At 70.1% G+C, this 17890-nt stretch carries 21 protein-coding genes; 11 read left to right on the forward strand and 10 right to left on the reverse strand.

The annotated features are described in order from the left end of the window. Positions 1–6: 6 nt before the first annotated feature. Genes ASE14_RS12820 through idi form a run of 7 tightly spaced genes read right to left on the reverse strand, consistent with a single transcriptional unit; the run spans position 7 to position 5627 of the window. Entirely contained in the window at positions 7–891 is an 885-nt protein-coding gene (locus ASE14_RS12820) for a prenyltransferase (protein WP_056655057.1), read from the reverse strand. Next, the gene (locus ASE14_RS12825) at positions 881–1186 is read right to left on the reverse strand and encodes a lycopene cyclase domain-containing protein (RefSeq protein ID WP_056655059.1); all 306 of its coding nucleotides are present in this window, start codon (positions 1184–1186) and stop codon (positions 881–883) included. The genes ASE14_RS12820 and ASE14_RS12825 overlap by 11 nt, the downstream gene beginning before the upstream one ends. After that, the gene (locus ASE14_RS12830) at positions 1183–1515 is read right to left on the reverse strand and encodes a lycopene cyclase domain-containing protein (protein ID WP_056655062.1); all 333 of its coding nucleotides are present in this window, start codon (positions 1513–1515) and stop codon (positions 1183–1185) included. Before ASE14_RS12830 ends, ASE14_RS12825 begins: the two co-directional genes overlap by 4 nt. Further along, positions 1512–3077 (reverse strand): phytoene desaturase family protein, encoded by a 1566-nt coding sequence (crtI, locus tag ASE14_RS12835; protein ID WP_056655066.1) that lies wholly within the window; start codon positions 3075–3077, stop codon positions 1512–1514. Before crtI ends, ASE14_RS12830 begins: the two co-directional genes overlap by 4 nt. Beyond that, positions 3074–4006 carry a phytoene/squalene synthase family protein gene (locus ASE14_RS12840; protein WP_056655069.1) on the reverse strand — a complete coding sequence of 311 codons (933 nt, stop codon included), beginning with the start codon at positions 4004–4006 and terminating at the stop codon, positions 3074–3076. Before ASE14_RS12840 ends, crtI begins: the two co-directional genes overlap by 4 nt. Further along, the gene (locus tag ASE14_RS12845; protein WP_056655072.1) at positions 4003–5067 is read right to left on the reverse strand and encodes a polyprenyl synthetase family protein; all 1065 of its coding nucleotides are present in this window, start codon (positions 5065–5067) and stop codon (positions 4003–4005) included. Before ASE14_RS12845 ends, ASE14_RS12840 begins: the two co-directional genes overlap by 4 nt. Next, entirely contained in the window at positions 5064–5627 is a 564-nt protein-coding gene (idi, locus tag ASE14_RS12850; protein WP_056655074.1) for an isopentenyl-diphosphate Delta-isomerase, read from the reverse strand. The genes ASE14_RS12845 and idi overlap by 4 nt, the downstream gene beginning before the upstream one ends. A gap of 76 nt (positions 5628–5703) precedes the next feature. Between idi and ASE14_RS12855 the strand changes: the two genes are divergently transcribed. Next, the gene (locus ASE14_RS12855; protein ID WP_056655076.1) at positions 5704–6255 is read left to right on the forward strand and encodes a MarR family winged helix-turn-helix transcriptional regulator; all 552 of its coding nucleotides are present in this window, start codon (positions 5704–5706) and stop codon (positions 6253–6255) included. Positions 6256–6262: 7 nt separating this feature from the next. Here ASE14_RS12855 and ASE14_RS12860 read toward each other — a convergent pair whose 3' ends face one another. Next, positions 6263–6730 carry a pyrimidine dimer DNA glycosylase/endonuclease V gene (locus ASE14_RS12860; RefSeq protein WP_056655080.1) on the reverse strand — a complete coding sequence of 156 codons (468 nt, stop codon included), beginning with the start codon at positions 6728–6730 and terminating at the stop codon, positions 6263–6265. 106 nt (positions 6731–6836) lie between these two features. Between ASE14_RS12860 and hemQ the strand changes: the two genes are divergently transcribed. From hemQ to ASE14_RS12910, 10 genes are all read left to right on the forward strand, one after another. Then, positions 6837–7574: a hydrogen peroxide-dependent heme synthase gene (gene hemQ, locus ASE14_RS12865; RefSeq protein ID WP_056655082.1), complete on the forward strand. Its 738-nt coding sequence runs from the start codon at positions 6837–6839 to the stop codon at positions 7572–7574. Then, positions 7574–8644 (forward strand): ferrochelatase, encoded by a 1071-nt coding sequence (locus ASE14_RS12870; protein WP_056655085.1) that lies wholly within the window; start codon positions 7574–7576, stop codon positions 8642–8644. Before hemQ ends, ASE14_RS12870 begins: the two co-directional genes overlap by 1 nt. Then, positions 8641–9594: a hydroxymethylbilane synthase gene (gene hemC, locus ASE14_RS12875; protein WP_056655087.1), complete on the forward strand. Its 954-nt coding sequence runs from the start codon at positions 8641–8643 to the stop codon at positions 9592–9594. The genes ASE14_RS12870 and hemC overlap by 4 nt, the downstream gene beginning before the upstream one ends. Further along, positions 9591–10403 (forward strand): uroporphyrinogen-III synthase, encoded by an 813-nt coding sequence (locus tag ASE14_RS12880; RefSeq protein WP_369816489.1) that lies wholly within the window; start codon positions 9591–9593, stop codon positions 10401–10403. Before hemC ends, ASE14_RS12880 begins: the two co-directional genes overlap by 4 nt. Positions 10404–10499: 96 nt before the next feature. Further along, a complete protein-coding gene (locus ASE14_RS12885) occupies positions 10500–11777 on the forward strand; it encodes a heparan-alpha-glucosaminide N-acetyltransferase domain-containing protein (protein WP_162257737.1) in 1278 nt (425 codons plus the stop codon). Then, positions 11774–12772, forward strand: a complete 999-nt coding sequence (gene hemB, locus ASE14_RS12890; RefSeq protein ID WP_082600652.1) for a porphobilinogen synthase — start codon at positions 11774–11776, stop codon at positions 12770–12772. The genes ASE14_RS12885 and hemB overlap by 4 nt, the downstream gene beginning before the upstream one ends. Beyond that, a complete protein-coding gene (hemL, locus tag ASE14_RS12895) occupies positions 12769–14160 on the forward strand; it encodes a glutamate-1-semialdehyde 2,1-aminomutase (RefSeq protein ID WP_082600655.1) in 1392 nt (463 codons plus the stop codon). The genes hemB and hemL overlap by 4 nt, the downstream gene beginning before the upstream one ends. A gap of 131 nt (positions 14161–14291) precedes the next feature. Further along, entirely contained in the window at positions 14292–14855 is a 564-nt protein-coding gene (locus ASE14_RS12900) for a helix-turn-helix domain-containing protein (RefSeq protein WP_056655093.1), read from the forward strand. Beyond that, entirely contained in the window at positions 14848–16152 is a 1305-nt protein-coding gene (locus tag ASE14_RS12905) for a type II toxin-antitoxin system HipA family toxin (protein ID WP_056655096.1), read from the forward strand. Before ASE14_RS12900 ends, ASE14_RS12905 begins: the two co-directional genes overlap by 8 nt. A gap of 107 nt (positions 16153–16259) precedes the next feature. After that, complete coding sequence (locus tag ASE14_RS12910; RefSeq protein ID WP_056655101.1) at positions 16260–16628, forward strand: hypothetical protein; 369 nt, start codon at positions 16260–16262, stop codon at positions 16626–16628. A gap of 41 nt (positions 16629–16669) precedes the next feature. On the opposite strand, the gene ASE14_RS12915 is transcribed toward ASE14_RS12910, so the two are convergent. Both ASE14_RS12915 and ASE14_RS12920 read right to left on the reverse strand, forming a co-directional pair. After that, positions 16670–17050: a DUF1304 domain-containing protein gene (locus tag ASE14_RS12915; protein ID WP_056655103.1), complete on the reverse strand. Its 381-nt coding sequence runs from the start codon at positions 17048–17050 to the stop codon at positions 16670–16672. Positions 17051–17089: 39 nt separating this feature from the next. Beyond that, positions 17090–17740 (reverse strand): FMN-dependent NADH-azoreductase, encoded by a 651-nt coding sequence (locus ASE14_RS12920; protein ID WP_056655106.1) that lies wholly within the window; start codon positions 17738–17740, stop codon positions 17090–17092. Positions 17741–17890 lie beyond the last annotated feature (150 nt).

The raw sequence follows: 17890 nt of genomic DNA on the forward strand, positions 1-17890 counted from the left end.
CCGAGCTCAGTCGGAGAGTGCGGCGTACCAGATGAGCAGCATCGTCACGAGGAATCCGACGACGTAGTTGATGGCGAGGAATCGCCGCCACCCGGCGTTCGCGCGACCCGACGACGCATCGGTGATGCTCACGAATGGCGCGGCCACGGCGATGTACGGCGTCACGAGCACCGCCGCGAGCGGGCCGGGCCATGACGTGGCGAGCATGAGCACTCCCGCCGCGACCCACATGGCGATCGCGAACCGAACGGTGCGGCGCGCCCCGAGCGCCGTCGCGATCGAAGCGATGCCGGCGGCGCGATCCGGCCCGACGTCCTGCACGGCGCCGAAGGCGTGGCTCGCGATGCCCCAGGCCAGGAAGGCGAGGAGCAGTGCGAGCAGCGGCGGTGTGAACGCGGCGCCCGCGAGCACCAGCCCGTAGACCGCCGGGCTCACGAAATGGACGCTCGAGGTCAGCGAGTCGAGGAACGGCACCTCCTTGAAGCGCAGCCCTGGCACCGAGTAGGCCGCGACCGCGAAGAGACTCACCGCGAGCACCACCCACGATGCCGGCCCGCCGAGTGCGAGCAGCACGACGACGAACGGCACGCAGCTCGTGATCGCCGCGACGATGGTGAGCCGGTGCCGATCCGGCACGAGGAGCGCGCCTTCGACGCCGCCCTTGCGCGGGTTCGCGGCATCCGAGGCGTAGTCGAAGACATCGTTCACGCCGTACATCGCGAGGTTGTACGGCACCAGGAAGAAGAGCGTGCCGACGATGAACGCGACGTCGATCTCGCGTGTCGTGAGCAGGTACGCGGCTGCGAACGGGAACGCGGTGTTCACCCAGCTCAGCGGCCGGGATGCGGTGAGGAGGTCGGCGATCACGCTCCGGCGGGTCTCAGTCGGCATCGGCTCGTGCCCCCGTGAGGTTCCACAGCCCGCTGAGCAGCAGCACGCCGGCGATCGGGTAGGCGAGGTCCTCGACGGGGGCGAGGCCGAGGCGGACCCCCGAGATGTGCGCCTCGGCGTAGCCGAACAGCCCGCTCGCGATCATGATCGAGTCGAACGCGATCGTGAGCACGACGAGCACGAGCACGGAGACGAGCACGGCGCGCCCGTGACCGCGCGGAGCCCGACGCCATCCGAGGGCGGCGACGACGGCCGCCGCTGCGAGGAACACGGCCGAGAGCAGCAGGTAGGTCACGGGCGCACCTCCCTCGACGCGATCAGGCGCAGCACGCCGGTGGAGAGCACGAGCGTCAGATAGCAGAGGAACCCGAGGAACACGAGTTCCTCGATCGGCAGTTCGGGGGCGAGCAGGATGTCGGTGCTCACCGCGTTCTCGGCACGGTGGAAGATCCCGAGCGCGATGCCGGCGAGATCCCACGCCAGGAAGAACACGAGTCCGGCGCCGAGCACGACGATCGCCGGCACGCGACGACCCGGTGCTCCGAACACCAGGCGGAATCGGGCGTCGAGCAGTGCCATGCATGCGATTCCCGCGAGCAGGATGCCGAGGTAGACGAGGCTCATGCCGGCACGCTCCGCACCTCGGGCTCGGCGAGCGGACCCGCCCCGCGCTCGCCGCGCGCCGCCTTCGCCACGAGTTCGGCGCTGATCAAGCACATGGGCAGTCCGATGCCGGGCACCGTGGTCGCCCCGGCGAAGTACAGCTCCCGCACCGTGCTCGATGCGGTGCGCCCCCGCAGGAAGGCGCTCTGGCGCAGCACGTGCGCCGGGCCGAGCGCCGAGCCCCGCCACGAGTTGAAGTCCGCTTCGAAGTCGCCGGGGCCGATCGTGCGGCGCACGACGACGCGATCGGCGAGGTCGGGCACGCCAGCCCACTCCGAGATCTGGGCGATCGCGGCGTCGGCGATGCGCTCGACCGAAGCGTCGCCGTGGCCGTCGACGCCGCCGCGGCCGATCGCCGGGTCGGCCGGCACCGGAACGAGCACGAACAGGTTCTCGTGGCCGGCCGGCGCCACCGTGGGGTCGGTGGCGCTCGGTCGGCACACGTAGAGCGACGCCGGGTCGGGCACCGATGGTGTGGCCCCGAAGATGCGGTCGAAGTTCGCCGCCCAGTCCTCGGTGAAGAGCAACGTGTGGTGCAGCAGTTGCGGGAGCTCACCGCGCACGCCGAGCATCACGAGCACCGCGCTGGGCCCGGGGTCGGCTCGGCGCCATGCGGCATCCGATCGGCTTCGCGACGCGGGCGGCAGCAGGGCCGTCTCGGTGTGGTGCACGTCGGCTGCCGAGACGACGAGGTCGGCCTCGACCTCGTGCGCCGACCCGCCCTGATCGACGTGGACGATGCCGCGAGCCACACCCGACTCGACCGTGATGCTCGTGACCCGGGCATTCGTCACGACGCGCGCACCGGCCTGCTGCGCCAGGCGGGCCACGCTGTCGATGACCTCGCGGAAGCCGCCCTGCGGGTAGAAGACCCCGTCGTCGAGGTCGAAGTGGCTCATCAGGTGGTACAGGCTGGGCGCGGCCGACGGCGAGGTGCCGAGGAACACGGCGGGGTAGCCGAGCACCTGGCGCAGTCGCTCGTCGCGGAAGCGGCCGGCGATGAAGCGGTCGAGGGGCTGCAGCAGCAGCCGGCCGAGGCGTCCGAGGCGCCGCAGCACCGGCGGGACCAGCAGCGTTCCGGGTGCGGAGAAGTCGTTGTAGAGGAAGTGGTCGAGCGCGAGACGCGTCGTCTCGTCGGCGGAGTCGAGGTACTGCTCAAGGCGGCGCCCGGCGCCGGGTTCGATCGCCTCGAACGTCGCCGCGGACCGCGCCCGGTCGGCCACGAGGTCGAGCGACTCTGCCCGATGCTCGAAGAACACCCGGTAGCCGGGGTCGAGTCGTACGAGGTCGAGTTCTGCCTGGGCGCTCGTGCCCATCAGCCGGTAGAAGTGCTCGAACACCTCGGGCATGAGATACCACGACGGGCCGGTGTCGAATCGGAAACCCCGGGAGTCCCACCGTCCGGCGCGACCCCCGATGGCGTCGCGCGCCTCGTAGACCGTGACCGCATGCCCGTCGCGGGCGAGCAGCGCCGCCGTCGCGAGGCCGGCGATGCCGCCGCCGACGACGGCGACCCGGCTCATGCCGGTGCTCCGGGCAGCCGGGCCCGATCGGCCGCGGGCGTCGGCACGGCGGACGGGCGTCGGGGCCGCGAACCGGCGGCTCGGGCGAGCAGCATGAGCTTCTGCGGCGTCGGCACCCGGACCCTGGTCGTGAGCAGTTCGCCGGCGGGCGTGCAGCGGAGCCGCGACGACAGTGCGGAGAACAGCGCGTGCGCGGCGGCGACGGCCCTGCGGCATCCGCTCGGCAGTTCGGCGATCACCTCGCCGGCGATCGCGAGATCGCGATCGACGTCGTCGAGCAGTCGCAGCTTGTCGGCCTCGCTCAGGAGCGCCGGGTCGATTCCGGGGAAGTACCGGCGGCCGAGCGAGCCGTAGTCGTCGGCGAGATCGCGCAGGAAGTTCACCTTCTGGAACGCGGCGCCGAGATGCCGGGCGCCGTGCTGCCAACGGGCATCGCGCTCGCCGTCGACGGGGAGCCCCTCGCCGAATGCGCGCAGGCACATCAGCCCGACGACCTCGGCCGAGCCGTGGATGTACTCGCGCAGCTCGATCTCGTCGAAGTCCACCGGGTCGAGGTCGCGCCGCATCGAGCTGAAGAACGGCCGCGTCAGCTCGCGCCCGAACCCCGTGCTGCGCGCCGTGCGGGCGAAGGCGTGCACGACGAGGTTCGAGCTGTACCCGCGGGCGATCGCCCGCTCGGTCTCGACCTCGAGGGCGTCGAGCATCGCGCGCCGCTCGCCGGGCTCGAGCCCCGCCTCCTCGGCCGGGCCGTCGACGATCTCGTCGGCGATGCGCACGAGCGCGTAGATGTCGGCAAGGTGATCGCGCACCGGCCGCGAGCACAGTCGGCTCGCGAGCCCGAAGGACGTCGAGTAGTGCGAGATCACCTGGGCGGAGCCGAGGTGCGCCGTGCGGTCGTAGAGCGCCAGCCCGGTCGGTGCCGCGGTCACCGCGCACGCTCCACGCAGGTGCGGGCCGTGCCGGTCAGCGCCTCCTGCAGGCTGCGCGGCAGTTCCGCCGCCGCGATCGCCTCGATGGCGGCGCTGCAGCGCGCATCGATGAGTCGCTCGACGCGGTCTCGGGCCCCGCTCGACTCGATCGCCCGTCGGAGTCGCGCCGCCCCGGCTTCGTCGAGCTCAGGGCTCCCGAACCCCTGGCAGGCGCGCGTCCAGTCCGGGTGCGCACGGGCGTAGGCGACGAGCAGGGTCTCCTTGCCCTCGCGCAGGTCGGAGAGCGCCGACTTGCCGGTGACCTCCGCCGAGCCGAAGACGCCGAGCACGTCATCGCGGAGCTGGAACGCGACGCCGAGGTGGCGGCCGATCGCGCCGAGTCGCGCAACCGAGGCGGCGGATGCCCCGCCGAGCACGGCCCCCGCCTGGAGGGGCGCGCTGAACGAGTACGACGCGGTCTTGTTCTCGATCATGGCGAGGACGTCGCGCTCGCCGGGGGCCGCGCCCGCATGGCGCACGTCGGCGTGCTCGCCCGCCGCCGCGAGGAAGACGCATTCGTCGACGATCTCGAGCAGCCCGGCCCGCACCGAATGCGGTGCCTCGAGTTCGGCGACCATTCGCAGCGCGCCGGCGATGAGCAGGTCGCCGGCGAGGATCGCCGACGCCTCGCCGTAGTCGTTCGCCCGGTCGGCCGGCATCCCGCGGCCGATGCCGTCGAGCGCGAAGCGACCGGCGACGTTCGGCGCCCCTCGGCGCACGAGGTCGTGGTCGATCACATCGTCGTGCACGAGGAACGCGGTGTGCAGGAGCTCGAACGCCGAGGCGAGTCGTACCGAATCCATGGTGCTCGAACCCGCGAAGGCGGCGTGGGCGGCGAGCACGAGCCGGGGCCGGATGCGCTTGCCTCCGGCGGCACCGTCGCGGGCGGCGTCCCAGAGCCGCACGTAGTCCTCGCCGTGCCCGGCGGCCCGTTCGAGGCGTCGGGCGAAGAAGTCGTCGAGGAACTCCGAGACGGCGGCGCCGTCGCGGTCGATCCGCCGGTCGAGGGTCGCGCCGATCATGAGGCGATGGCCTCGCGTCGATCGAGTGAGCCGCCGAGGAACGGCAGGAGCTGGGCCTGCAGCACGAACCACGGGCTGAACGCCCATGGTGCGTGCTCGATCGCCGAGGCGAGTCGCCGCGGCGGCACCCAGGCGAAGTCCATGACCTCGCCGGGATGCGGCTCGAGTTCGGAGGCCGCATACGCCGTGTAGACGGGGCAGAGTTCGTTCTCGACGAGCCCTGAGGCATCCGTCGCCCGGTAGTGGAAGAACGGGAGCACCGGCTCGATGCCGTCGAGCGAGAGCCCGAGTTCGAACTCGCCGCGTCGGCGGATCGCATGGACCAGGGTCTCCGCGGGTGCGGGGTGGCCGCAGAACGAGTTGGTCCAGACGCCGGGCCAGGTCTGCTTCGCGAGGGCGCGACGGGTCACGAGGACTTCGTCGCGCTCGTTGAAGACGTGGCAGGAGAAGGCGAGGTGCCGAGCGGTGTCGGCGCCGTGCACGCTCGATTTCGGCGCCCGGCCGATGGCCTGGTCGTCGGCGTCGAGCAGCACGACCTCTTCGATGTCGCTGAGGGTCATGGCGACTCCAGTCCTTTGCTGCTTTGGCTAGTAGTTAGCTTAGCGAGAAATATACACGACTGGCTAGAATCACTCCATGGCAACTGAGCGGGAGGCGCGGCACGACATCGCGGCCGCGATGCACGACCCCCGTATCTCCGATCACGACCAGGAACTCGTGCACCGCGCAGGACTCGACGACGAACAGGTCGACCAGATCGTCCGCGTCATGCAGAGCCTGCGCGGCTGGCACGAGGCCGAGCGCCGGATGAGCGAGGCGTCGCGACGGTACATGAAGCTCAACGCCACCGACATGCGCGCCCTGCGCTTCCTCATCGCCGCACGCAACCAGGGCGAGATCGCCACCCCCGGCGCGATCAGCGACTACCTCGGCATCTCGAGCGCGTCGACGACCAAGCTCCTCGACCGCCTCGAACACGGTGGCCACATCGTGCGCGCACCGCACCCGAGCGATCGGCGCGCGCTCGCCATCTCGGTGACCGACGCCACCCGCATCGTCGCGCGCGAGTCCGTGGGTCGCCTGCACGCCCGGCGCTTCGACGCGGCGGCGGCGCTCACCCCCGACGAGCGCGAGGTCGTGATCCGCTTCCTCGACGCGCTCAGCGCGACCGAGCACGATCAGAACTGATTCGAGATCAGGGCTGACGCGGCACGCCGACGACCGTTGATGGAGCCGCGCGCTCCCATGATGCGACGGGACCGTCGACGACCGCGAAGAGCGGATGCGAGTCGGGGAGCTCGACGTCGCCCCACTGCAGGGCCAGCTCGGGGCTCCTGATCGAGAGCTTCCGCAACAGGTGCTCCCACTCGAGCGCGAGCTGCCCGTTGGTGACCTCGAGGTGCACTGCGGGGTCGCTCCGCCGGTGCACCTTGCCCAGGTCGAAGCGGTAGCCGCGAGCCGTCGCCTCCTCGGCGATCCCCGCGAGGTGGTCGCCGATCGCACCGAGCGGATCGGACGCCGCGCGGAACCGCTCGAGCTGCGGATGCCGCCTGTACCCGCGCGTGGCACCCTCGAGCACCGCCTGCCCGAGGAGCGTCTCGCGCCAGCAGGCGGTGAGCCCCTGCCGATCGAGGTAGCGCGGATGCAGCGACCAGATCCTCATCCGCTGAGCGTACGTCGCGGTTCGATCCGACGCGCCGCGCCCTCGGAGCATTCCGAGGCCGGGTCTCCCTTTTGGCCGATCACGTCGAAAGGGGGAGACTGGTGGCATGTCTTCCCCCGCTGCCGAAGCGGCAGCCGACGCGCTCCGTTCCGAATCCGAAGCCGGCGATTCTCCCGAGGGGTTCACGGTTTTCGCCGTGTTCCGCCGGGATCCGGCGAGGCCCGATGACTACGACGGCCACGACGTGCGCCGCGTCGTCGAAGAACTCGACGGCGTCATCGCGCTCGTCGAGAACGAAGGGGTCACCCTTCGCGGCATCTACGACGTCTCCGGCCTCCGCGCCGACGCCGACGTCATGCTGTGGCTGCACGGCCCCACCGCGGAGGGACTCCAGTGGGCGCTCCGCGAACTCCGCCGCGCCCGCATCCTGAAGCACCTCCTGCCGACGTGGAACGCCATGGGCGTGCACCGCGACGCCGAGTTCAACAAGTCGCACGTCCCCGGGTTCCTCCGCGGCATCGAGCCCAAGTCGTGGCTCACGATCTATCCCTTCGTGCGCAGCTACGAGTGGTACCTCCTGCCCGCTGAGGAGCGCAGCCGCATGCTCGCCGACCACGGCCGCAAGGGCGCCGCGTTCCGCGGTGCGATCGCCAACACCGTCAGCGCCTTCGCGCTCGGCGACTACGAGTGGCTGCTGCCCATCGAGTCCGATGAGCTCACCGAGCTCGTCGACCTCATGCGCGAGCTCCGCGACACCGACGCCCGCCGTCACGTGCGTGAAGAGGTGCCCTTCTACACGGGCCGCCGCATCACGACCGCCGAGCTCGTGGAGGTGCTGCAGTAATGGCGCACTACGACGCGATCCTGCTGTCCTCGTTCGGCGGCCCCGAGGGTCAAGACGACGTCATCCCCTTCCTCCGCAACGTCACCGCCGGCCGGGGCATCCCCGACGAGCGGCTCGAGGAGGTCGCCCACCACTACCGCCACTTCGGCGGTGTGAGCCCGATCAACGAGCAGAACCGCCAGCTGAAAGCCGCGCTCGAGGCCGAGCTCGATGCACGCGGCATCGAGTTGCCCGTGTACTGGGGCAACCGCAACTGGGCGCCGTACTTCGGAGATGTCGTGCGCGAGGCGGAGGTGAACGGCCACACCGAGCTGCTCGGACTCGTCACGAGCGCTTACACGAGCTACTCGGGCGTCGGCCAGTACCGTGAGGACTTCGAGAAGGCCACCGCCGGCACCGGCGTCGCGATCGACCGGGTGCGCGAGTACTTCGACCACCCCGGCTTCGTGCGGCCATTCATCGAGGGCGTCTCGGAGGCCGCGGACGAGCTCGTCGCCGAGGGCGTCGCGCCCGAGCACATCCACGTGCTCTTCGTCACCCACTCCATCCCCGACAGTGCAGCGGATGCCTCCGGCCCCGAGTTCGGCCCCGGCGGCGCGTACGTCGCGCAGCACCTGGCCGTGGCATCCGTCGTCAGCGAAGCTGCGGCCCCGGCGTCGCCGTGGTCGCTCGTGTACCAGTCCCGTTCGGGCGACCCGCGCACGCCGTGGCTCGAGCCCGACATCAACGACGCGATCGGCGAGCTCGCCGCCGGCGGCCTCACCGAGGCGATCGTCATCGTGCCCTTCGGGTTCGTCAGCGACCACATGGAGGTCATGTGGGACCTCGACAACGAGGCCGTCGAGACCGCGGGCGAGCACGGGCTGAAGGTGCGTCGCTCGCCGACCCCCGGCGTGCACCCCGCGTACGTGTCGGGACTCGTCGACCTCGTGCTCGAACGCGTGAACGACGTGCCCGACTCCGAGCGGCCGCACCTCACCGCGCTCGGCCCGTGGCCCGACCACGCCCGCATCGCCGGGGGAGGGGTCGTCGACCCGGCCCTCGGGTCGCAGGAGGCGACGTCGCGATGACCGGCGTCATCCGTGTCGGCACCCGGGGCAGCGCACTCGCGATGGCCCAGACCCGTCAGATCTCCGAGCGGCTCGCCGCGGCCGCCAAGGCCGAGATCGAGCTCGTGCCGATCACGACGCAGGGCGACACCTCGCGGGCGTCGCTCGCCTCGATCGGCGGCACCGGGGTGTTCGCCGCGGCGCTTCGCGAGGCGCTCCTCGCCGGCGAGTGCGACGTCGTGGTGCACTCCTTGAAAGACCTGCCGACCGCCGAGCACGAGGGGCTGCGCCTCGGCGCGGTGCCCAAGCGCGCCGACGCCCGCGACGCGCTCTGCGCGCGTGACGGGTTCACGCTCGCGACGCTGCCCGAGGGCGCCCGTGTCGGCACCGGTTCTCCGCGGCGCATCGCCCAGCTCGGCGCCGCCCGCCCCGACGTGGTCGCCGTCGACCTGCGCGGCAACGTCGACACCCGGCTCGGCATGGTCGAGTCCGGCGAGCTCGACGCCGTGCTGCTCGCCGCCGCCGGGCTCGGCCGCCTCGGCCGCTCCGATGCGGTGACCGACCTGCTGCCGCTCGGCGACTGGCCGACCGCGCCCGGGCAGGGCGCGCTCGCGATCGAGGTGCGCCGCGAGATCGGCGACCGCTCGCTCGAGCGCGCGCTCGAGGCGGTCGACCACAAGACGACCCGCGCGACGGTGCTCGCCGAGCGGCTCGTGCTCGCGGGTCTCGAGGCCGGTTGCTCGGCTCCCATCGGCGCCACGGCGTTCATGGAGGACGAACTTCTCTTCCTGACTGCGACGGTGTACAGTGCCGACGGGGCCCGGCGACTCGTGAGTTCGCACGCGGCAACCCCCGAGAGCCGCTCGGCCGCCGACCTGGCGGATGCGGCACGCGACGTCGCCGACCGCGCCGTCTCGGAACTCCTCGGCAACGGCGCCGCTGAACTTGCACCACCTGAGGGGTCGCAGTGAGCGAATTCGAACCGTTGACAGGCGCCATCAACCTGCCCGCTTCTGCCGGCAAGCCGCTCGCCGGTTGGCGAGTGCTCGTGCCGCGCGGCGGGCCATGGGGCGATGGCGTCGCCGCGGCACTGCGCGCCCGCGGCGCCTCGCCGGTGATCGCCCCGCTGATCAACTTCGCGCCGACCGACGACCAGCCTGCGCTCGAGGCGGCGCTTGCCAAGCTCGCCGCGGGCGGCTTCGACTGGCTCACCGTCACGAGCGCGACGACCGTCGACGTGCTCTCGACGTACGACGCGGTGATCCCCGAGACGACGAAAATCGCAGCGGTGGGAGAGACCACCGCTGCCGCTCTCGTTGCCGCCGGGTACCACGCCGACATCGTGCCGTCCGAGGAGAACTCGGCCCGCGGCCTGCTCGAGGAGTGGGAGGCCGCCACCGAAGGGGCATCCGGCCTTCGCGTGCTGGCATTGCGCTCGGCGATCGCCAAGCAGGTGCTCTCGATCGGCCTCGCCCGCATCGGGCACCACGTCGAGGCCGTCGTCGCCTACCGGACGATCGGCGTCCCGGTCTCCGCGAAGGTCGCCGACGACGTCCGTTCCGGCCGGGTGAACGCGGTGCTCGTGACCTCCGGCAGCGTCGCCGAACAGGTGCAGGAGCAGCTCGGACCGATTCCCGAGTCGATCCTCGTGGCCGCGATCGGCCCGCAGACGAAGAAGGACGCCGCCCAGGTCGGTCTCCGGGTCGACGTCGTCGCGCGCGAGCGCACGGCCGAGTCGCTCATCGACGCCGTGGTCGACGCGGCGACCGCGAAGGCCTGACCCACTGGCTCGAGGCCTCGAGAAGGTACCCTGGTACGATCCGAGTCCGTCTAGCGTGCGATGCGCGACGCCGGCGCTCCTGCCTATCATCGGCAGATGACGACCGCAACACAGCCAGATTCGCCGCGCACACGCACGGCTCGATCTCTCGCAGATCGTGTGATCGGCCTCGATTTGGCTCGATTTCTTGCCCTGATCGGGATGATGGCCACTCATCTCTGGGTGGGAGGGGATGAAGCACCTGCTCTGACCGCGGCGCTGGAGGGAAAGGCCGCCGCCCTGTTCGCCCTCCTGGCGGGGGTCGGCATCGTGCTCACCACTCGAACCGCGCTTGCCGAGGGCCGAGTGGGCGCGGCGAGTCTCGCCGTCTTCGGCCGGGGGCTGGCGCTCATCTTTGTCGGTCTGACACTCGGGCTGCTGCCGAACTTCCTCCTCGTCATCCTCGTCTACTACGGCGTCACCTTCTGGCTCGTCATTCCGATGCTTCGCTGGTCGAGTTCGGCGCTCATCGCTCTGGCAGCCGCATGGGCCGTGCTGTGGCCCTTCCTGTCCTCGATTCTGCGCGCGCCGCTTCGCGATCCGATCGAACTCGAAAGCGCGAACTGGGCGAATCTCGCCGATCCGATCACGTTTGTTCGCGGGCTCTTCGTCAGTGGCGCGTATCCAGCCTTCACCTGGGTGGTGTACACGATGATCGGAATGGTTGTCGGCCGCCTCATCGTCGCTGCCTGGAAGCGCGGAGCCATCCGATCGGTTGGGCTGCGGTTGGCGGCCGTCGGTGTGGTCGTTGCGGTGGCAGCATCGGGGCTCAGCGCACTTCTCGCTGGTCCGCTCGGCGGCCTTGCAGCGCTTGCGCATGAAACGCCCGCCGACGGCGCTCCTGTGCGCCAAGTCTTCTATGCACAATCGATGGGCGCACCAGTTCCGGGCAATCTGTGGTGGCTCACATCGCCTGCGCCGCACAGCGGTACGTTCTTTGATCTTGCCATCACCACTGGTACCGCCCTTTTCACCATCGGGCTGTGCCTGGCAATCGGTTCCGCGATGAATTCGCTCGCCAAGAGGATCCTTGCACCCGTGACGGGTGCAGGTGGTGCACCACTCACCATCTACGCAGCGCATATTGTGGCAGCATCAGTGGCCCTGATTCTGACCTCTCTCGCGGGAGCGGATTCGGCTGGGCGCCCCCCGTGGCAGATCGACAGCCCGCAGCTCTGGGCCCTGCACATCGCGGGAGCGCTGCTCATCGGGTGGGTGCTCACATTGATCAAACGCCGAGGTCCTCTCGAGACATTCGTCAGTTGGTCGGGCCGCTGCTTCGCGAAGCTTTCGCACGACAGGCGGGGGACGCCGCGACGTAGGCTTGACGGGTGAGCTCCACCCCCGTTCCCCGTGTCCGCCCGCGCCGCCTGCGTGAGACCCCGGCGCTGCGCCGCCTCGTCTCCGAGACCCGGCTGCACCCCGCCGAGCTCGTGCTCCCGATCTTCGTGCGCGAGGGCGTCTCCGCCCCGGTGCCGATCGGCTCGATGCCGGGCGTCGTGCAGCACTCGCTCGCGAGCCTGCCCGATGCCGTCGAGCAGGCCGTGGTCGCGGGCGTCGGCGGCGTGATGCTGTTCGGCGTGCCGGAGGTGCGCGACGCGCGCGGCTCGGGTGCCACCGATCCCGACGGCATCCTCAACGTCGCGACCAGGGTCGCCGCCGAGGCATCCGCCGGCCGGCTCGTCGTGCAGACCGACCTGTGCCTCGACGAGTTCACCGACCACGGCCACTGCGGCGTGCTCGACGAGCGCGGCCGCGTCGACAATGACGCCACCCTCGAGCGGTACACGGCGATGGCGCTCGAACAGTCGCGGGCCGGCTCCGAGCTGCTCGGCCTCTCGGGCATGATGGACGGCCAGGTCGCCGCCGTGCGCGACGCGCTCGACGACGCCGGGCACAGCGACACGGCGATCCTCGCCTACTCGGCGAAGTACGCGAGCGCCTACTACGGCCCGTTCCGCGAGGCCGTCGAGTCGACCCTCGAGGGCGACCGCCGCACCTACCAGCTCGACCCGGGCAACCGTCGCGAGGGCCTACGCGAGGCGATGATCGACATCGACGAGGGCGCCGACGTCGTCATGGTCAAGCCCGCCGGCAGCTATCTCGACGTGCTCGCCGACGTGGCCGCGGCCTCCGAGGTGCCCGTGTGGGCGTACCAGGTGTCGGGGGAGTACTCGATGATCGAGGCCGCCGCGGCCCATGGCTGGATCGACCGCAAGCGCGCCGTGATCGAATCGGTGCGCGGTATCCGCCGCGCCGGTGCCGACGCCGTGCTCACCTACTGGGCCGTCGAACTGGCCGAGTGGATCCGGAACGGAGACGCCGCATGACGAACTCGACGACGAACCCGAACGGTGAGGGTTTCGAGACGCTCGCTTCGCTCGCTCCTCAACCCGCGGGCGCTACCAACGACGAACTCTTCGCCCGCGCGCAGGCCGCGATCCCCGGCGGGGTGAACTCGCCCGTGCGGGCGTTCCGCTCGGTCGGCGGCACCCCCCGGTTCCTCGTGAGCGCCCGCGGCCCGTACGTCACCGACGCCGAGGGTCGCGAGTACGTCGACCTCGTCGCCGGCTGGGGCCCGGCGATCCTCGGCCACGCCGATCCCCGGGTCATCGAGGCGGTGACGGAGGCCGCGGCGCGCGGCCTCTCGTTCGGCGCTTCGACTCCGGCCGAGACCGAGCTCGCCGAGCTCGTCGAGCAGCGCGTCGGCCCGATCGAGAAACTGCGCCTCGTCTCCACCGGCACCGAGGCGACGATGAGCGCCATCCGGCTCGCCCGCGGGTTCACGGGCCGCGACCTGCTCGTGAAGTTCGCCGGCCACTACCACGGGCACTCCGACGGCCTCCTCGCCGAGGCCGGCTCCGGCCTCGCGACCTTCGCCCTGCCCGGCTCCGCCGGGGTGCCGGCCGACATCGCTGCGCTCACGCTCGTGGTGCCCTACAACGACCTCGATGCCCTCCGTGCCGTGTTCGCCGAGCACGGCGACCGCATCGCGGCGGTCATCACCGAGGCGGCGGCGGCCAACATGGGCGTCGTGCCCCCGGTCGCCGGGTTCAACCGCGCCGTCGTCGAACTCGCCCACGCGCACGGCTCGCTCGTCATCTCCGACGAGGTGCTCACGGGCTTCCGGGTCTCGGCCGCCGGCTGGTGGGGCCTCGAAGACGGGTCGAACACGGCGTACACGCCCGACCTCATGACCTTCGGCAAGGTCATCGGCGGCGGTATGCCGGTCGCCGCACTCGGCGGTCGCGCCGAGATCATGGAGCAGCTGGCCCCGCTCGGCCCCGTCTACCAGGCGGGCACGCTCTCGGGCAACCCCGTCGCCGTCGCAGCCGGCGTCGCCACCCTGAGGGCAGCGGATGCCTCGGTGTACCGCAAGCTCGACGCCACGGCCGAGGCCATCAGCGACGCGGTCGCTGCCGCACTCGACGCCGAAGGCGTCGCGCACCGCGTGCAGCACGCGGGCAACCTCTTCAGCTTCGTGTTCGGCGAGGAGGCGGCGGCCGCCCCCGTGCGCGACTACGCGACCGTGCAGCGGCAGGAGTCGTGGCGCTACGCCCCGTTCTTCCATGCCATGCTCGACGCCGGGGTCTCGCTGCCGCCGAGCGTGTTCGAGGCGTGGTTCGTCACCGCGGCGCACGACGACACGGCGATCGCCCGGGTGTTCGAAGCCCTTCCGGCAGCGGCGCGCGCCGCGGCATCCGCAACTGCGGGTTGAACTAACCGATGGTCGCTGAGTGTTCCATCACCGGCGAATGGAACATTGTTGTTCCATAGTGGCTTCGATCGGATAGAATGTAACACGCGTGTTCCATTGGCCATCGGTGGAACGTCAGCGTCCCATCGGAGGTGGATGTGCTGATAAACGATCTCGTCGAGCTCGGCGAACTCATCCGGAAACGCCGCACCGAACTGGACCTATCGCAGACCGAACTCGCCGAAAAGGTTGGCGCGACCAGACAGTGGGTGTCCCGCCTCGAGAAGGGCAAGAACGACGTCACTGCGTTGCGGCTGCTTGCAGTCATCGACGCTCTCGAATTGAATCTCGACGTCCGTGCGCCGCTCCGCGGCCCGGTGACGGACTACCCGACATCCCTGGTTCCACGCTCGACGCTTGACGCGATCACCAAGCCCGCCTCCATGTATCAGGTCAGCGGCGTCGGGGCCCACGTCGTCAAATCGATGTTGCCGGATATGCCCAGCTTCTCCGCACAGGCACGGTTGGCCGACTCGCTGTCTCCGCTTCAGAAGCGTCTCGTGGAAGTGGTAGGGCTCAACAACTTGGGCCCGACGATCCTTGAAATGATCGGTACGTCGAAGACGGACACGATTCAGAAGGCACTCAAAGATGCTGCCGCCCCTGCCGCCGAGCGGAAGCAGATCGCCCCGAAGCCGGAAGATGTCGATGGCTGAACAGTTGGACGTCTACCTGTACGGGGTGAACGTTGCGGCCTTGGAACTGCTCGGCCCGCAGCAGTACCGGCTCGCGTACCGCACCGAATGGCTCGACGATCCCAATCGCATGCCGGTCAGTGCGTCGTTGCCGTTGACCCCAAAACCCGCGACCGGCGCCGTTCTCGCCGCGTACCTCGACAACCTGCTCCCGGACAACGCGGACGTCCGCGACCGGTGGGCGGTCGACGCCGGGCTTGCCACACCCGAACCGTTCCACCTGCTCCGGGTGTACGGCGCGGATGTCGCCGGCGCGATTCAGTTTGCTGAACCGGGAACAGACCCGAACGCCAACGGGGAACGCACACCGGTTAACGACCAGGGGATCGCTTCGAGGATCCGAGCGATCCGCGAGGACGACACGAGCTGGCAGGACCCGGACCGGGACACTGGCTACTTCTCCTTAGGCGGCGCCCAGGGGAAGTTCTCACTCGGTAACACCGGTGACGGATGGTACGAACCGACCGGGAACCATCCGACCACCCACATCCTGAAACCCCGGGTCCGACAGCAAGTGGACGGTGAACTCATCGAGTACATCGCGATGACCGCAGCCACCGTCGCGGGGATCAACACAGCCCCGGTCGCGATCCAAGAGTTCGACGGTGAACGCGCCCTGGTCGTCGACCGGTTCGACCGTATCGTCAATGACGATGGGACCATCATCCGCGTCCACCAGGAAGACATGGCGCAAGCCCTCGGGGTCCCGCGGTTGCGGAAGTACGAATCGAAAGGCGGGCCCGGGTACCGGGACATCATCCGCCTCCTGGACACGTATGTGCCGGAGGAACGGAGGGCCGTCTCAATGCTCACATTCACCCAAGCGTTGGTGTTCTCGTGGATGGTGCTGAACACCGACGCGCATGCGAAGAACTACTCGGTGTTCATTCGTCCGGACGGGCTGGACCTCACCCCGCTGTACGACGTCAGCAGCTTCATCCCGTACGCGGGTCACATCGACGATGACCGACGGGCAACCGGGATCGCCTTCCGAAAATCGAAGCTGTCGATGCGGATCGCTGCGGACTATGAAGCAGGAGAGCAGTCGTGGTTTGAATGGTTGGCGGTCGCGCGTGAAACGGGGCTTGACCGGGCGGCGCTCTCTCGGTGGGGTGGGCTGCTCGCGGAACGCCTCCCGGAGTTGATCAACGCGATTGCAGGCACGCTCCCCGGCCACCTGCAGACCGACGTCGTCGCACGTTTCGTCGACCGCATTGAGATCCGGTCGAGACAGGTGAGTCAAGCGATCGCGAAGTAGACGCCACATGGAGTCCACGGCAGGAGGAGACCACCGCCCACCAAACCGTTATCGCTTTGTGGGGCGTCGACTCGCCGCCCGGCGCGCGACTCGGGCAGGATGGAAGCATGGCGAAACTGCGCGTGCACACCGACCGGATCGAGGTGCACCTGACCGCGGCCGAGAAGTCGCTCGCGCTCCGCTCCGACGACCTCGTGGTGCAGCGCGACGACATCCGCTCGGCGACCATCACCGACGACCCGTGGATCTGGATCCGCGGCATCCGCCGTCGCGGCACCGAGATCCCGCTCGTCGTCGCCGTCGGCGTGTGGAAGTACCACGGCGGTTCCGACTTCGTGATCGTCAAGGGCAAGCGGCCGGCGGTCGTGCTCGAGCTCGCCGCCGGCGAGTTCACCCGCATCATCCTGAGCACGAACCACGCGGGCGAGCTCATCGACCGGTTGAAGATCACCGCGACGCCCGACGTCGCCGACTGATCATCCCCGTGCGCGGCCGATGAGCCGCGGCATCCGCTCGCTCAGGCGAAGGCGAAGAGCACGAATCCGATGAGCGGCAGCGTGCCCTGCACGAGTGCGGGCTTCAGGTAGCCGCGTCCGGTGGTCGTCAGCACGGCCGCCGCGAGGAACATGCACGCGGTCGCGAAGAGCACGAGGGTCTTGCCGACCGGCATCGCGCCCGCCCAGTAGAGGGCGAGTCCGAGCGCGGCGCCGATGCCGAGGAAGAGGTTGTAGAAGCCCTGGTTGTAGGCCATGGGCTTCGTGACGTCGGCCGCGGCCTGGTCGGCCACGCCGAAGCGCTTCCAGGTCGAGGGCCGGGTCCACCAGACGCTCTCCATGAGGAAGATGTAGCCGTGCAGCAGCGCGGCGAGGGCGACGAACACGCTTCCGATGACGGCCATGCCGCGATCGTAGCGGGCAAGCCCTCGGGCGTCGTCAGCTCACGCCGCGAACCGCTCAGCCGTCGCGAACCGCTGCGCCGCCGCGAGCGTGGCAGCGAGCGCCGCCCGGTGCGTGCCCTCGACATCGGCATTGACGACGGTCGGCGCGAAATGCACCTCCTCGACGTCGGAGATGCCGATGAAGCCCAGCCAGTCGCGGAAGAACGTGGTCGTGAAGTCGGCTCCGAACGACGGCGGCAGCCCCTCGGCGTAGACCCCGCTCGTGTACACGACGAAGGCCCGCTTGCCCTCCAGCAGGCCGCGGTACCCGGTCTCGGGCGAGAACGCGAACGCCCAGCCCGGCTGGGTGATGACGTCGACGAGCTGCTTCAGGGGATACGGCACTCCGGCGTTCCAGAAGGGCACGTTGAAGACGTAGGCGTCGGCGGCGGCGAAGCGGTCGAACACGACGCGTGCCTCCGACCAGGCCCGCTCCTCTGCGGCGCTGTGGCCTCGGCCGGCGAACGTGGCCATCTTCGCCCCGGCCGCGACCGTGCCGAACTCGGGCAGCGAGCCGTCGAAGACGTCGAGGCGATCGACGGTGAGTCCGTCGTCGATCGTCTCGAGCTCGCCGATGAAGCGGGTCGCCAGTTCGAGCGAGCGGCTGGCGTCGCCCCTGGCGGAGGCGTTGACGTGCAGGAGGTGAGTCATCAGGGTTCCTTCACTGGTGTTCGGCGGGGGATCCGGGAATGGATCGCCTCGCGTTGCGGTTTCGATCGTCACATCGCCCTGAGCGCCGGCACCAGCAGGCACTTCAGAGTGCCGTGGGATGCCGCAGGTGCCCATCCATCCGTCGTCGAC

This window comes from Agromyces sp. Root81 (genome assembly GCF_001429165.1).
Taxonomy (GTDB): domain Bacteria; phylum Actinomycetota; class Actinomycetes; order Actinomycetales; family Microbacteriaceae; genus Agromyces.

What these genes read in the sequence shown, in the direction of transcription:
- ASE14_RS12830 (WP_056655062.1), bottom strand. Translation starts at nt 1,515, where the DNA reads ATGAGCCTCGTCTACCTCGGCATCCTGCTCGCGGGAATCGCATGCATG.
- hemC (WP_056655087.1), top strand. Translation starts at nt 8,641, where the DNA reads ATGACCGGCGTCATCCGTGTCGGCACCCGGGGCAGCGCACTCGCGATG.
- ASE14_RS12820 (WP_056655057.1), bottom strand. Translation starts at nt 891, where the DNA reads ATGCCGACTGAGACCCGCCGGAGCGTGATCGCCGACCTCCTCACCGCA.
- ASE14_RS12845 (WP_056655072.1), bottom strand. Translation starts at nt 5,067, where the DNA reads ATGATCGGCGCGACCCTCGACCGGCGGATCGACCGCGACGGCGCCGCC.
- ASE14_RS12920 (WP_056655106.1), bottom strand. Translation starts at nt 17,740, where the DNA reads ATGACTCACCTCCTGCACGTCAACGCCTCCGCCAGGGGCGACGCCAGC.
- ASE14_RS12915 (WP_056655103.1), bottom strand. Translation starts at nt 17,050, where the DNA reads ATGGCCGTCATCGGAAGCGTGTTCGTCGCCCTCGCCGCGCTGCTGCAC.
- hemQ (WP_056655082.1), top strand. Translation starts at nt 6,837, where the DNA reads ATGTCTTCCCCCGCTGCCGAAGCGGCAGCCGACGCGCTCCGTTCCGAA.
- ASE14_RS12855 (WP_056655076.1), top strand. Translation starts at nt 5,704, where the DNA reads ATGGCAACTGAGCGGGAGGCGCGGCACGACATCGCGGCCGCGATGCAC.
- ASE14_RS12905 (WP_056655096.1), top strand. Translation starts at nt 14,848, where the DNA reads ATGGCTGAACAGTTGGACGTCTACCTGTACGGGGTGAACGTTGCGGCC.
- ASE14_RS12885 (WP_162257737.1), top strand. Translation starts at nt 10,500, where the DNA reads ATGACGACCGCAACACAGCCAGATTCGCCGCGCACACGCACGGCTCGA.
- idi (WP_056655074.1), bottom strand. Translation starts at nt 5,627, where the DNA reads ATGACCCTCAGCGACATCGAAGAGGTCGTGCTGCTCGACGCCGACGAC.
- ASE14_RS12860 (WP_056655080.1), bottom strand. Translation starts at nt 6,730, where the DNA reads ATGAGGATCTGGTCGCTGCATCCGCGCTACCTCGATCGGCAGGGGCTC.
- hemL (WP_082600655.1), top strand. Translation starts at nt 12,769, where the DNA reads ATGACGAACTCGACGACGAACCCGAACGGTGAGGGTTTCGAGACGCTC.
- ASE14_RS12870 (WP_056655085.1), top strand. Translation starts at nt 7,574, where the DNA reads ATGGCGCACTACGACGCGATCCTGCTGTCCTCGTTCGGCGGCCCCGAG.
- ASE14_RS12910 (WP_056655101.1), top strand. Translation starts at nt 16,260, where the DNA reads ATGGCGAAACTGCGCGTGCACACCGACCGGATCGAGGTGCACCTGACC.
- crtI (WP_056655066.1), bottom strand. Translation starts at nt 3,077, where the DNA reads ATGAGCCGGGTCGCCGTCGTCGGCGGCGGCATCGCCGGCCTCGCGACG.